We start from the raw sequence: 13,982 nt of genomic DNA, 5'->3' as shown, positions 1-13,982 counted from the left end.
GACGGGACGCCCTTGGTTGCCCCGACGTCATCCAGTCTGTCGGTCGGACCTTGTCATGGCAACGTTACAGTCCGCGTCGTCCAGGTCAGGCGCCTGCCGCCGGTCCGGACGCCCAAAAATGTTTCGAAATCCGGAGCACCGGCATCCGGCGCCCCATTCGGGCCGCAGCGGTCCGGGTCGGGCTTTCCCTTGGGACGACAGTGTTTTTTCGCACCAGCCCGGCGGGGGGCCGCGACCGGTTTTCCGCATCCGGGTGCAAAGGGGCATGTCACGGGACACCGCGCGGGTTTCCGCCAAGGCAGGGTCGCGTCAAGCGCCGGACCCGCGACAGCCGCCGCGATGACCCGGCCTACCAGCCGCGCAGCATGTCCAGCGCCTGCTGCCACGAGCGGCTTTCCATCGCGGTTCGGCAGGCGTGTTCCATCATCGCGTAGGCCTCGGGATCGCGCGAGGTCAGGCCCACGGTCCGGGGCAGCGGCGGGTTCACCCGGACCAGCCGGTCATCCAGCACAAGATGCGCGATCCAGTACTGATTTTCGGCCGAGGTCGTCAGCCCGAGATCCAGCAGCGCGCCCAGCGGCGCGCCCGAGGTCAGCCCGAACCATTTCAGCAGCCCCCAGTCGTCGGGGTTCTTGACCATCTCCTCGGAGATGGAGCTTGGCTGCAGGCCGGTGCCTACCGACATCGCCTCGATATCGCCAAGGCCCTGCGCCCGTCCGGCGGCGATGGCCACGTTGATCCCGTTCAGCACCGGGTTGTTGGCAAAGACGCCACCATCGGTGAAATAGCCGAAATCGCGCCTGGGCGTGACGATGCGATGCGGCGGAAAGAAGGTCTGCGCGGCCGAGGTCGCCAGGGCGATGTCCAGCAGCGGCACATCGCTCATGTCGAAGAAGCCGTCGCGCCGCAGTTCCTGATTGGTCAGGCTGTAGGGCGCCCAGCCGGTGTCGTCATCGGCGTAGAGGCAGACCGCCGGTACGGCGAGCACGATCTCTGGCAGGATCGAGCCCAGCGTCCGGTCCGCCACCAGCGTCGCGCCGATCTCGGCCAGCCCGCGCGAGGTGAAATGCGAACTCACCAGCCCCGGGCCGCTGTCCCGCCCGGACCGTTCGATCAGCGCATGCAGCAACCGGCGGATCCGCCCGCGTTCGGCCTCGCGAAAGATCATGTCTCCCCTGTGCCGGTAGATCGCGGTGATCTCGTCCAGCAGCGCGCTCATGTCGCGCCCCTGAGACCGGCCGTCGGCCAGTGCAACGGCAATCAGCCCGCCGGTCGAGGTGCCGAAGAACCCGTCCACCTTGTCGAGAAACCCGGTCTCGTCTTGCAGGGCCTTGAGAATGAGGCAGGTCAGGTATCCGCGGATCCCGCCGCCGTCACAGGACAGAACCTTGAACGCCATAACGCCAATCCGGATTGCCACGCCCGGGGATGGTACGTCCCGGGGCGGCGTTCTCAAAGACCTTTGGCGGACCCGTCGCAGGCCGCGCAGGGCCCAGTGCCTGCCGTTACGTCACTCAGGTCAGGACTTTTCCGGGTACAATCCGGAATTATCGAAAATTCGAACCCTTCCGGGGGCCGAGTCCATGTTACGTTTTTGGGACTTCCGGATTCGGTGGGGTGGAAAATGGACGATCGAAGGACCGAGGCGCCCGACATGGAGCGCAAGTTTTCCGTGTGGCCGGACGGGGAGAAGGCGCAGGGCGAGGCCCTGTTCGAGGCCCTCTGGCGGGAAGATGGAAACGCGCAACGACGGCCCGTCCACACCAACGGCATCGGGGTGAGGGGCCATTTCATCGCCTCACCCGTCGCCCGCTCCTACTGCGTGGCAGAGCATTTCGGCGGGGACAGGATCGAAGTGACGGGGCGTTTCTCGAACGGGTCCGGTGCCGACAGGCTGCATGACGGCTGGACCGACGTGCGCGGCCTTGCCATCCGCTTTCATCTGACCGGGGGGACCGAGGCCAGATCCACCGACCTGCTCGCCATGACCCTGCCCGCCTTCTTCGCGCCCGAGCCCCGGAGCGCGTGGGATTTCATCAATGCCGCCCACCAGGAACCCTATGACCGGGAAGGCGCCTGGGACAAGGTGAAGGACTATCTTCAGATGATGCTGCCCAGGCGGAACCCCTATCCCGGCGAGACGACGAATGCCGACAAGGGCGGATTCGAATACGCCAACAAGAACCTCTTTGCGCAGCTGCCGACGTTCGGCGCTGCAACCATCGGCGCCCCGGCCAGCTATGCCCGCGCCGCCTATCACGCCGTCCATACCTTCGTCGTCACAGGCTCCGACGACGTGGACCGCTATGTCCGTTTCACCTGGCAACCGGTCTCGGGCGTGCAGCCCGCGCATGACAACGACCCTCCGCGTGACGCCTTCCTGCAGGACGAACTGCGCGAGCGCCTCGCCGGCGACGGCAAGGCCGAGTTCTCGCTGATGATGCAGCTTGGCGATATCGGCGACGATTTCGACGATTGCTCGCGCCCCTGGCCACCGCACCGGGTGCGGATCATGATGGGCACGCTCACCATCACCGACGTGGCAGAGGACCAGGAGGCCGACAGCGAGAAGCTCAGCTTCAACCCCTGGCTGCTGACCCCGGGGATCGCGCCGTCGGGCGATCCGATCCTGAAGGCGCGGCGGGATGCCTACCGGGCCTCCAGCGAGAACCGCCACGCCACCCCCTGCCCCTTCGCGAAGGACTGAAGCCCATGGCCGACACCCCAGGCTGGTTCGATCGCTACGTCGACACGCTGCCACAGCGCGGCTGGTTCAAGTTCCTGTCGCGCCGCGTGGTCCTGCCCTATTGGGCTGCCCGCACCCCGGCGCCGAAGATGCCCGGCGGCCCGCGAGAGACGCCCCAGACCACCGAAAGCGTGCAGCGCATGATGAACCTGATCATGCCGCTTAAGGACAGCTCGGCCATCGGCCGGGCCGAGGCGGCGCTGGCCATTGCCCAGAACGTGGACGAGATCTTCGCCGGGCTCGACAATGTCGGCACGGTGCATTTCGCGCGGTTCCTGCTGCTGGACGACAAGATCTGCATGATCTCGGTCTACGACGGGGATTTCAGCAACTACATCCGCGACTTCATCTTCACCATCGGCAGCGTCTTCGACGAGGTGATGACGGTGGTCGAGGGCGGAGACAAGCTGATCCCGACAGCCCACAACGTCGAGGCCTTCATCGACTGGGTGCACGATCACGACCTGTTCCAGGCGCCGGATTTCCCCACCGATCTCTTCACCCTGATGGACGAGGCACGGGGCATCGCACCGCAAGACATCAAGCCGCATGACCTCAAGACCCTGCCGCGCGACCTGATCCTGATGCTGCATGCGAATCCCAACATTTCGCTGGGCGGCGGCTATCGCGCCTACCCGGGCTATTCCGCGGCCCAGGTGCGCAGCAAGTTCGGAGTGGGCTGGTGAACGACGAATTCGACATTACCGACATCCAGGGCAACATCCTGCGCGGCTACCGCATGGGCCAGGTGCGCCATCTGGTGCTCGAGGTCACGGACCGCCGCAAGGCCCGCGCCTTCCTTGCCGCCGCGCTCTCGGGCGACAGCGACACGGCCCCGCAGATCACCCGCGAAAGCTCTGAAAAATGGTCGGAGAAGCCCGACCTCTGCTTCAACATCGGCATCACCCATGCCGGGCTCCGGGCGCTTGGGGTGCCGGCGGCGGACCTGCAGAGCTTCCCGACCGAGTTCCGCGAGGGCATGACGAAGCGCGCGCAGAAGCTGAAGGATTTCGGCGACAGCGCCCCGATCAAATGGGCGCCGCCCTTCGACACGCCCGACCGCGTCCACCTCGTGGCCTCGACCTATGCCAACGATACCGCCCATCTGGACCGGGTGCAGGCGCAGGTCGGACAGGCCTTCGGGGTGCTCGCCGCGCGCGACGGGCGCAACCTGGCAGAGGACAAGGTCTTCTTCGGCTATCGCGACAGCATCTCGCAGCCCCGGTTCGAACACGTGCTGAACCCCCTGCGCGACGACGACAGGGAACCCGAGAACCCGCTGGGCACGATCCTGCTGGGCCATCACACCCGCTACGAGGGGATCCGCTACCGCGTGCCATCGCCCGCCAAACTGGGCCGGAACGGCGCCTTCAACGCCTTCCGGGTGCTGAAGCAGGACGTGGTCGCCTTCGAAGACTACCTGACCAGGGCCGCGACCTATCTTATGGGGCATCCCAGGGTCGACGACCTGCTGCCGCAGGGGGCCGAGAAGACCGTGTTCGGCGGGCTCGACCGCCATGCCGCCCTGCGCGAGGTCGTGGCCGCCCAGATGTGCGGGCGCTGGCGCAATGGCACCCCGTACGAGACCTCTCCCTATTCCACCGATCCCGAGACTCCCGCGCCGGGCCATCTGACCAATTTCGACTATACCGAACGCTCGCTCTGCCCGGCCGGCGCGCATACCCGGCGGGCCAATCCGCGCAACGGGCCGATCGTGCAGCGCATGGCGCATTACTCGCGCCGGATCGTGCGGCGGGGGATGTCCTACGGGCCGGATTTCGACCCGGCCAACCCGGAGAACGACAAGGACGCCGAACGCGGTCTGCTGGGCAATTTCCTCTGTGCCAATCTCGGGGCGCAGTTCGAGGCCGTCATGTGCGACTGGATCAACCTTGGCCTGCAGGACCCCGACATCACCGGCGCCAACGATCCCATCCTGGGCGCAAATGTGCCCGAGACCAGCTGGTTCGACCTGGCCCTGAAGGATGGCGGCACGATCCGGCTGCGCGGCTTCCCGCGATTCATCACCACGCGGGGCGGGGCCTATACCTTCCTGCCAAGCATGACGGCGCTGGACCACCTGTCGAAGCTGCAAAGCTGAGCGCCCGGGGAGGCGGCGCGGCGCACCGGCCCTAGACCTTGCGCGCGCCCAGGGTCTCAAGCGCGCTGTCGATGCGGGCGAGGAAGGGCGAGGGGCCAATCTGGGTGACGATCCGGCGTGCCTCGCGCAGGTGGTCGATGGCCTTCTCCCGCTTCTTCCGGTGCATGCAGAGCAGGCCGAGGATCATCTCGCCCCGCGCATAGTAGAATCCGTTGCGGTCGAACTGCGGATTGGCGCAGGCCTTACCGATCAGCCGCTCGATCCGCCCTGGCCCGAACAGGAACACCGTGATCAGCGACCGCGCGTTGCGCAGCACCACCCCCAGCGGGGCCTCGCCCTCGCCCGTCAGGATGCCCAGGTAGACTTCGGCCAGGAACAGCCGGTACCAGTCGGCCGAGATGCCGTAGCCTTCGCTTTCGCGCCGGACGATGGCATCCTGGATATGATGCAGCCCGTCGCCGATGCGCCCGTCCATCGTCATCGCGATCCCCTGCATCATGTGCGGCCCCGACATGAACATGACCCAGCCCGCCGCCTCGCAGCGGTCGACGAAGGACTGCACCTCGGGCAGCGCCGCGGCGCCCTTCAGCGGCACCAGGGCGGCCGCCCGCGCCGCCTGGGCCGAGGCGCGTTCGAATTCGGCCTGCGACAGGGCCAGCGCCCGGTCCGAGATCTCGAGCGCGCGGGCCGGATCGTCGCTTAGCATGGCGATCAGGGATTTCAGCGCCATGGCATAGCCGGTGGCGCGCGGATCCTTCATCGTCTCGCTCAGGACCATCATCCGGTCGACGGCCTCGTAGGCCTGCGCGAACCGGCCGCGGCTTGTCTCGTTCCAGGCCAGGATCGCCATGAAGAAGTTCTGCAGGTAGGCATCCTCGACGCTGGCCATGGCCACCTCGGCCTCGCGCCGCCTGGCCTCGAAGGCCTCCGAGGTGAGGTGCCCGCAATAGCACGAGACCGACAGCTCGCTGACCAGCGCATAGGCCGCCGCCTCGGGCGTGCCCAGCCGTTCGGCCATGGCGGTCAGGCTTTGCTGCCGCTCGAAGGCGTCGATGTAGCGGCCGTTGTAGATCAGGCAGGACACGTAGTGATGCAGGTAGACCGCGTGGTGATAGCTGTCGCCCAGCCGCGCGAGGATCGGCTGCACCTGGGGGCCGAGGTCGATCAGCGTGGTGATCCGCAGCGAGATGTTCGCGCAGGAGGCATAGGCCGCCAGGAAGGCGGCGAAATCCGCGTCGCTGGCGCAGGCCGGATCGCTCTCGTAAAGCGCCAGCGCGGTTTCGAAATACTGGTTCGCCTCTCCCAGCGAGTAGACGCCGAGGCCCTTGGTCCCGGCCAGCACGTTGTACGTGAAGGCCAGATCGCTCCGGTCGGTCAGGGCATAGTGATGCGCCAGGGCGCCCGCGACCTCGACCAGGCGGTCGCGGTTGCGATGTTCCAACACGGTGGCGATGGCCAGGTGAAGCGCGGCGCGCTGGTCGGCCAGCAGCCCCTGGTAGACCGTGTCGCGCAGCAGGACGTGCTTGAAGGCGTAGTCCGACGACCCGGCTTCGCGGCGCACCAGGTCCTTCGCCTGCAGCCGCCGCAGCGCCTCGCCCACCGGGATGTCCGGCCGCGCCACCGCCGACAGCAGACCCGGGTCGAACCGCCGCCCGATGACCGAGGCCGCCTGCAGCAACGCCTTGTCCCCCGGCTCCAGCCGGTCGAGTCGCGCGGTAAAGAGGCTCTGCATGCTCTCGGGCAGGCCGCGCGCGGCGAGGTCGGCGTCGAACTCGGCCCGCCCGTCGCTGACCCGCAGCGCGCCGTGGCCCAGCAGGTAGCCCAGGATCTCCTCGCCGAAGAGCGGGTTGCCTCCGGCGCGTTCGCTTACCCGCGCGACCAGGCCCCGGGGCAGGTTCTCGACTCCCAGCCGGGTGCGGACCAGGTGGCCGATGTCGTCATCCGAAAGCGGCTTCAGCGGCAGGCTGGTGAGATGCGGGCTGCCCAGCCAGCCGGGCACGTAGCTGGGTCTTCGCGTGTGGATGATCAGCAGGTTGCCGATCTCGCCCTCCTCGATCAGCCGGCCCAGGAACTCGGCCGATGCGCCGTCGATCCAGTGGATGTCCTCGATCAGCAGGATCACCGGATGTGCCGCGGCCTGCACGGTCAGCATCGCCCGCAACAGGTCACGGGTGCGCAGGCCGATCAGCACGCCGTCCAGCCCTTCCAGCGCGCCCTCGGGCGGGGCGCTGCCCAGCAGGTTCAGAAGCAGGCCCAGGTTCTCGGTGCTTTCCATCCCCAGCTGGCGCAGCCCGGCCTGAAGCTTGCGCGCCTGCTCGGCCGGTTCGTCCTCGGACCGGACGCGGAAGGCGCTGCGCATCACCTCGAGGAAGGGATAGAAGGGCACCTGCTGCCCGTCGGCGGCGCAATAGCCGCGGTAGATGCGCATGCCCTCAGGATCGATGCCCTGCAGGAATTCGAAGACCAGCCGGGTCTTGCCCAGGCCCGCCTCTCCCGCCAGATCGACGGCGGCAAAGCCCCCGGCCCGCGCCGTGTCGAGCGCGGCAACCATGCTGGCGCGTTCCGCGTCGCGCCCGACATAGGCGCTCAGCCCGCGCGCGACCGACGCGTCGAACCGGGTCGCGGCATCGCGGATCGACAGCAGCCGCCAAAGCTTGCGGGACTTCGACAGGCCCTTGATGTCGTATTCGCCCTCGAAGTTCAGATCGACCTGCCATTCGACCTGCCGCCGCGTGGTGTCGCAGATCAGGCAGCCGCCGGCGGGCGACAGGGTCTGGATGCGCGAGGCCAGGTTCACCGTGTTGCCCACCGCCGTCACCGGCGCGCCTTCGCCCTCGATCTGCGCCAGCATGGCCGAGCCCGAACTGACCCCGGCGCGCATCTGGGGGCGGATGCCGTATTGCGCCTCGATTTCGTCGGCGGCCTGGCGAAAGACCTCGTGGATGGCCAGCGCCGCGCGGCAGGCCCGCAGCGCGCCGTCTTCCTGCGCCTCGGGCAGGCCGAAGATCGCCATGACGCTGTCGCCCGCATAGCTGCGGACCGAGCCGCCGTGCCCGGCGACCGTTTCGGTCATCATCTGATAGATCATCTGGGCGAAGGACAGGGTCGCGTCCTCTCCCAGCCGCTCTACAGCGGCCGTGAAGCCCACCATGTCCGCGAACAGCACGGACACCTGGCGACGTTCTCCCACATGTGTCATCGAGCTTGAGTTAATGCCATTGCCCCCGCCTGGCACAGCCTTGGAAAAGGTTAACGGCTTACCCCCGCCTTGCCAATCGTCCGTCACCCACCCCGGCCCGGGCGCCTGCCCGGCCCGGTCCAATGGCGCCTTTCAGGGCACCTGCCTTCGCGCCGGCCTCAGGCCGTGAAGGCCAGCTTCAGCCCCCTCCGGGGCCATCCCCCCTTGAAGATCTTTCCCGCGCTCGACGCGGTGATCCACACGTCCATCATGTCCTCGCCGCCGAAACAGAGGTTCGTCACGAACAGCTCGGGGATCGGGGTTCCCTTCTCGTCCGAATAGGCGCTTGGCACCGGGACATGTTCGTAACTGCCATCCGCAGGATCGACGACGGTGACCCCGCCGTTGAAAAGCGTGCCGATGCAGACCTTGCCGGAGGCCTCGACCTTCAGGCTGTCAAGCCATTGCGGCCGCCCCGCGACCGGCGGCAAGGACAGCACGAGACGGCCGGGCGCACCGTCGTCCCTGGCTTTCACCTTGCCGGGCGCTTCGATATCCATCTCCCACAGCCGGCCGGCCAGGGTATCGGACACATAGAGTTTCGATTCGTCCGGAGAGAGGCCGACCCCGTTCGCCATCGGCACGGTCGCGATCCGTGTCAGGCTCTGGCCGTCGATCGTTGCGTAGAACAGGGCGCCGTAGTGGTGCATGGCCGGCCGCTCGGGCGTGCCTTTCTTGGCATCCGCCGGCTGGTAACTGTCCTCGAACCCGGAATCCGTGAACCAGAAGCCCCCCTGGCTGTCGAAGACGATATCGTCCGGAGCCAGAAGATGAACGCCGTGCGGCGCCGGATCCGACAGATCGGCGGGCGAGGTATAGAGATCGGTGACCTCTTTCGTCTCAAGATCGACCCGCTGGATCCGGCCGCCCAGGTAGCTGGACCGATCCGGGAAGGGCACCTTGAACATGTCGGTGCCCGGCGGGTAATGCACGAAGGAATAGATCCCCCCGTTGTTGCAGACATAGGCTGCCCCGTCCGGCCCGATCGCCACGCCATTCGGTCCGCCGGGCAGGTCGATCTCCAGCAGACACTCGCCCTGGTCGTTGATCCGGACCAGCTTCTTGCCCTCGATATCCACGAACAGCAGGGTTCCGTCATTCATGGCCACGGGGCCTTCGGGAAAGCCGAAATCCCCCGCGATCGCGTCCAGTTGCAGATCGTATGTCATCCGGCCCTCCCATGGTGTCCGTCGCGGCCCCGGACGGGCGTGACCGACCGGCCGCGCCCTGCCGGGATTCTGCCGGGCCCCCGTCGCGCGCCCCGCGTCCCCCGCCGCATTGAAACCCAGCTTGCGCCGAAGCCGTCGCGCCGGGCAAGCGCCGAGACACTGCGCAAAGGGGTACAGTCTCGAAAACCCCGGTTCCGGGCACGTCTGAGGCTTTTGCGGTCACAAAAACACACGCACAGGTTGCGCGCGACCGTATCAACAGCGGTCCTTTCCCTTCGGTCCAACCGCGTGCCCGGGGTAGCGGCGAACCGGGTCTTGTCGTAGATCACCGCCAGGCAGGCCCATTCCAGGCTTCGCGTCCCCTGCCGGGCCGCGCTATGCCCTGGGCGAACCGCGACGACAGACAAGAGGCAACCGCATGAGCATCTTCGAACGCTATCTGACCGTCTGGGTCGGGCTGGCCATGATCGCGGGGATCGGCATCGGGATCGCCCTGCCCGGCCTGGTGCAGGCCATCGCCGCGACCGAGGTCGCCTCGGTCAACCTTGTGGTCGCGGTGCTGATCTGGGCCATGGTCTATCCGATGATGGTCGGTGTGGATTTCGGCGCCGTGGCTGGCGTCGCGCGGCAACCCAAGGGGCTGCTGGTGACGCTGGCGGTCAACTGGCTGATCAAGCCCTTCACCATGGCGTTCCTGGCAGTGCTGTTCTTCGACTACATCTTCGCGCCGCTGATCTCGCCCGAGGATGCCGCGCAATACATCGCCGGGCTGATCCTGCTGGGCGCCGCGCCCTGTACCGCGATGGTCTTCGTCTGGTCGCAGCTGACGAAGGGCGATGCGACCTACACGCTGGTGCAGGTCTCGGTGAACGACCTGATCATGGTGGTGGCCTTCGCCCCCATCGTGGCCTTTCTGCTGGGCGTGACCGACATTTCCGTCCCCTGGCAGACGCTGGTGCTGGCCACCGTGCTTTACGTCGTGCTGCCGCTGATCGCCGGGCTGATCACACGGCGCCGGCTTGGCTCCAAGGAGGCGATCAACGCGTTCTCGGCCCGGGTGAAGCCCTGGTCGATGGTCGGTCTGATCGCAACGGTGGCGATCCTCTTCGGTCTGCAGGGCGAGACGATCCTGGCCAATCCCTTCGTCATCCTTCTGATCGCGGTTCCGATCGTCATCCAAAGCTACGGGATCTTCGCCCTGGCCTATGCCGCCGCCTTCGCCCTGAAGGTGCCGCACCGGATCGCCGCCCCCTGCGCGCTGATCGGAACGTCGAACTTCTTCGAACTGGCCGTCGCCGTGGCGATCAGCCTCTTCGGCCTGAACTCCGGCGCCGCTCTGGCGACAGTGGTGGGCGTGCTGGTCGAGGTGCCGGTGATGCTGTCGCTCGTGGCCATCGCCAACCGGACGCGGGCACGGTTCCCCGAACCGGCCTAGGCTGCGATTCACAATCAGGATCGACATGACCCCGGCGAGATCCCTCGCCGGGGCTTTTTTGCGTCGCGCGGCCCTGCAGACGGAGCGTCGCCTCCGGGTCCCTTCAGCAGAGAGCTCTTGCCAAACCGCCGGGAAGGGACGATCTTTCGAAGAGAACGACACATAAAAACACAAAACGACAAAACCCCCGCCCAGCACCACGGCCCGAAGGGACGCCCGGCATGATCGACAAACTCGAGATGTTTCTCGCCCTCGCGCAGGAAGAGCATTTCGGCCGCGCGGCTGAAAGCCTTGGCCTTGCGCAGCCCACCCTGTCGGCCGGGATCAAGCAGCTGGAGGCCCAGCTGGGCGTCCAGCTTGTGTGGCGCGGCTCGCGGTTTCGCGGGCTGACGCCGGAAGGCCAGCGGGTGCTGGTCTGGTCGCGCCAGATCGTCGGCGACGCCCGGACCATGCGCGACGAGATGCGCGCGGTGCGCAACGGTCTGTCCGGCACCGTCCGGCTGGCGGTGATCCCCACCTCGCTGGCCGTCGCCTCGCAGCTGACGGCAGATTTCTGCCGCGACAATCCCAACGTGAACGTCACGCTCACCTCGCGGACCTCGGCCGAGATCCTCGCGATGATCGAGAACCTCGAAGCCGACGCCGGGATCACCTATCTCGACAACGAACCACTGGGCCGGCTGACCGCCGTGCCGCTTTACATGGAACGCTACGCGCTGGTCTGCGGGCCCGACGCGCCCCTGGCCGACCGGGACGAGGTCGGCTGGGACGAGGTCGACCCTGGCAACCTCTGCCTGCTGACGCCGGACATGCAGAACCGGCGGATCATCAACCAGAACTGTCACGCGGTGGGCATCGACGCCAATCCCCGCATCGAATCGAATTCGACGGTGGCGCTGATGGCACATGTGGACAACGGCTGGTCGACGATCCTGCCGCTGAACCTGGCACGGTTTCTTGCACGCGGGCGCGACCTGCGGACGATCCCGATCCGGCAGGCGCGGCAGGGGTATTCCGTGGGTCTCATCGCCCCCTACCGAGAGCCGCACACCCCTATCCTGGAGGCGCTTCTGCGCCGCGCGCGGCGGCTGGCCGATGCCGACCCGGGCACCCCGCCGACGGCTGCGCACGGCCCCGGGATCCCCGCCGGCACGGCACGATAGAGAACCCCTATCGGGCCACGGAACGCCATTATTGATCGAATGGCCCCCGGTGACCGATCCTTCTTCGCAAAGGGAAGCGAGGAATACCATGTCACCCAGCACATCCGAGGCGCCGACCGCGCGCATCGAAGAAATCATCGCCGAACACCGGCACCTCGAAGGCCCGATGCTGCCGATCTTCCATGCCCTGCAGGAAGAGTTCGACCACGTCCCCGAGGCGGCGCTGGCCCCGATCGCGGATGCCTTGAACCTGACCCGCGCCGAAGTTCACGGCGTGATGTCGTTCTACCACGATTTCCGCAAGGCGCCCCCCGGCCGACATGTGGTCAAGATCTGCCGGGCCGAGGCCTGCCAGTCCATGGGATCCGAGGCGCTGGCCGCCCGCGCGCTTGAGAAGGCCGGGCTTGACTGGCACGCCACCTCGCCCGACGGGCGGGTGACGGTGGAGCCGGTCTATTGCCTTGGCCTGTGCGCCTGCGCCCCGGCGGCGATGGTGGGCGACAAGCTGCACGCAAGGCTGAACGAGGCGCGGCTGGACAAGATTCTCGCGGAGGCCCGGTCATGAGCATGAAGATCTACGTCCCCGCCGATGCCGCCGCCCGCGCATTGGGCGCCGACGCGGTCGCCGCCGCCGTGACGGCCGAGGCGAAGGCGCGCGGGCTCGATGTGACGCTGGTGCGCAACGGCACGCGCGGGATGATCTGGCTGGAACCGCTGCTGGAGGTCGAGACGGAGACCGGCCGCACCGGCTTCGGCCCGGTGACCGCCGAGGATGTCCCGGCGCTGTTCGACGCGGCCTTCGGGGACCACGCGCTGGCGCTCGGCCCGGTGGAGCAGATCCCGTACTTCGCGAAACAGACCCGCCTGACCTTCGCCCGCTGCGGGCTGATCGACCCGCTGTCGCTGGAGGATTACGAGGCCCACGGCGGGCTGTCCGGCCTGCGCCGCGCGCTGGACATGGACCGCGATGGCATCGTGCAGGAGGTGACCGACAGCGGCCTGCGCGGTCGCGGCGGCGCGGGTTTCCCCACCGGCATCAAGTGGAACACCGTCAAGGACGCCGAAGCGCCGCAGAAATACATAGTCTGCAATGCCGACGAGGGCGACAGCGGCACCTTCGCCGACCGCATGATCATGGAAGGCGACCCCTTCACCCTGATCGAGGGCATGGCCATCGCGGGCCTCGGCGTGGGGGCCACGAAGGGCTATGTCTACCTGCGGTCGGAATATCCCGACGCGATCCGCGTGATGACCGAGGCCGTTCGCCGCGCAAGGGTCTTCGGCCTGCTGGGCGACAGCGTCCTGGGGTCGGCCCACGCCTTCGACATGGAAATCCGCTCGGGCGCGGGCGCCTATGTCTGCGGCGAGGAAACCAGCCTGCTGAACTCGCTCGAAGGCAAACGCGGCATCGTTCGGGCCAAGCCGCCGCTGCCGGCGCTCGAAGGGTTCCTGGGCCGCCCGACGGTGGTGAACAACGTGATCTCTCTGGCGACCGTGCCGGTGATCTTCGAGAAGGGCGCCGAACACTACCGCGATTTCGGCCTGGGCCGGTCGCGCGGGACGATCCCTCTGCAGATCGCCGGCAACGTGAAATACGGCGGGCTCTTTGAGACCGCCTTCGGCATGCCGCTGGGCGAGATCGTCGAGGAGATCGGCGGCGGCACCGCCTCGGGCCGGCCGGTGAAGGCGGTACAGGTCGGCGGCCCGCTGGGCGCCTACCTGCCGGTGCACCAGTTCGACACGCCCTTCGGCTACGAGGAATTCGACGGCCAGAAGGCGCTGATCGGCCATGCCGGGCTGGTGGTCTTCGACGACACCGCCGACATGCTCGCCATGGCGCGCTTCGCCATGGAATTCTGCGCCATCGAAAGCTGCGGCAAGTGCACGCCCTGCCGCATCGGCGCGGTGCGCGGCGTCGAAACGCTGGACCGCATCGGCCGGGGCGACGGCGGCGCCGTCGAGATCCTGACCGACCTTTGCGACACGATGACCGACGGTTCGCTCTGCGCGCTCGGCGGCTTCACCCCCTACCCGGTGATGAGCGCGCTGCGCCACTTCCCCGAGGAGTTCTCTGTCTCGCGCAAAGTCGCGGCGGAGTGATCCCGGACCGACGTCAAGACGTCCGGGGCG

10 protein-coding genes are annotated in these 13,982 nt (G+C 67.5%); 7 read left to right on the top strand and 3 right to left on the bottom strand.

Annotation, left to right across the window (positions count from 1 at the left end):
• Nucleotides 1–349 precede the first annotated feature (349 nt).
• Nucleotides 350–1,399: a patatin-like phospholipase family protein gene (locus ATO3_RS17700; protein WP_088651228.1), complete on the bottom strand. Its 1,050-nt coding sequence runs from the start codon at nucleotides 1,397–1,399 to the stop codon at nucleotides 350–352.
• Between the two features lie 225 nt (nucleotides 1,400–1,624).
• Here ATO3_RS17700 and ATO3_RS17695 point away from each other — a divergent pair, with 225 nt between their 5' ends.
• Genes ATO3_RS17695 through ATO3_RS17685 form a run of 3 tightly spaced genes read left to right on the top strand, consistent with a single transcriptional unit; the run spans nucleotide 1,625 to nucleotide 4,847 of the window.
• The gene (locus ATO3_RS17695; protein ID WP_088651227.1) at nucleotides 1,625–2,707 is read left to right on the top strand and encodes a catalase; all 1,083 of its coding nucleotides are present in this window, start codon (nucleotides 1,625–1,627) and stop codon (nucleotides 2,705–2,707) included.
• Nucleotides 2,708–2,712: 5 nt separating this feature from the next.
• Complete coding sequence (locus ATO3_RS17690; protein ID WP_088651226.1) at nucleotides 2,713–3,432, top strand: hypothetical protein; 720 nt, start codon at nucleotides 2,713–2,715, stop codon at nucleotides 3,430–3,432.
• Nucleotides 3,429–4,847, top strand: a complete 1,419-nt coding sequence (locus tag ATO3_RS17685) for a Dyp-type peroxidase (protein ID WP_088651225.1) — start codon at nucleotides 3,429–3,431, stop codon at nucleotides 4,845–4,847. The genes ATO3_RS17690 and ATO3_RS17685 overlap by 4 nt, the downstream gene beginning before the upstream one ends.
• 31 nt (nucleotides 4,848–4,878) lie before the next feature.
• Here the strand turns inward: ATO3_RS17685 and ATO3_RS17680 are convergent, their stop codons facing one another.
• Nucleotides 4,879–8,019 carry an ATP-binding protein gene (locus tag ATO3_RS17680; RefSeq protein ID WP_158217994.1) on the bottom strand — a complete coding sequence of 1,047 codons (3,141 nt, stop codon included), beginning with the start codon at nucleotides 8,017–8,019 and terminating at the stop codon, nucleotides 4,879–4,881.
• A 185-nt stretch (nucleotides 8,020–8,204) separates the two neighbouring features.
• On the bottom strand, nucleotides 8,205–9,254 hold the full coding sequence (locus tag ATO3_RS17675; RefSeq protein ID WP_088651223.1) for an SMP-30/gluconolactonase/LRE family protein: 1,050 nt from the start codon (nucleotides 9,252–9,254) through the stop codon (nucleotides 8,205–8,207).
• A 418-nt stretch (nucleotides 9,255–9,672) separates the two neighbouring features.
• On the opposite strand from ATO3_RS17675, the gene arsB reads away from it, so the two are divergent.
• The 4 genes from arsB (at nucleotide 9,673) to ATO3_RS17655 (ending at nucleotide 13,952) form a co-directional block, all read left to right on the top strand.
• Nucleotides 9,673–10,689: an ACR3 family arsenite efflux transporter gene (gene arsB, locus ATO3_RS17670; RefSeq protein WP_088651222.1), complete on the top strand. Its 1,017-nt coding sequence runs from the start codon at nucleotides 9,673–9,675 to the stop codon at nucleotides 10,687–10,689.
• Nucleotides 10,690–10,910: 221 nt separating this feature from the next.
• Nucleotides 10,911–11,852 (top strand): LysR family transcriptional regulator, encoded by a 942-nt coding sequence (locus ATO3_RS17665; protein ID WP_088651221.1) that lies wholly within the window; start codon nucleotides 10,911–10,913, stop codon nucleotides 11,850–11,852.
• An 88-nt stretch (nucleotides 11,853–11,940) separates the two neighbouring features.
• Nucleotides 11,941–12,417: a formate dehydrogenase subunit gamma gene (locus ATO3_RS17660; RefSeq protein WP_088651220.1), complete on the top strand. Its 477-nt coding sequence runs from the start codon at nucleotides 11,941–11,943 to the stop codon at nucleotides 12,415–12,417.
• A gap of 2 nt (nucleotides 12,418–12,419) precedes the next feature.
• Nucleotides 12,420–13,952: an NADH-ubiquinone oxidoreductase-F iron-sulfur binding region domain-containing protein gene (locus ATO3_RS17655; RefSeq protein WP_088651219.1), complete on the top strand. Its 1,533-nt coding sequence runs from the start codon at nucleotides 12,420–12,422 to the stop codon at nucleotides 13,950–13,952.
• The last annotated feature ends 30 nt before the right edge of the window (nucleotides 13,953–13,982 follow it).

The organism is Marinibacterium profundimaris, from assembly GCF_002210095.1.
In the GTDB taxonomy this organism is placed as follows: Bacteria; Pseudomonadota; Alphaproteobacteria; order Rhodobacterales; family Rhodobacteraceae; genus Marinibacterium; species Marinibacterium profundimaris.
Note: the sequence above shows the minus strand (reverse complement) of the source record. Positions and strands in the feature narration are given on the sequence as shown.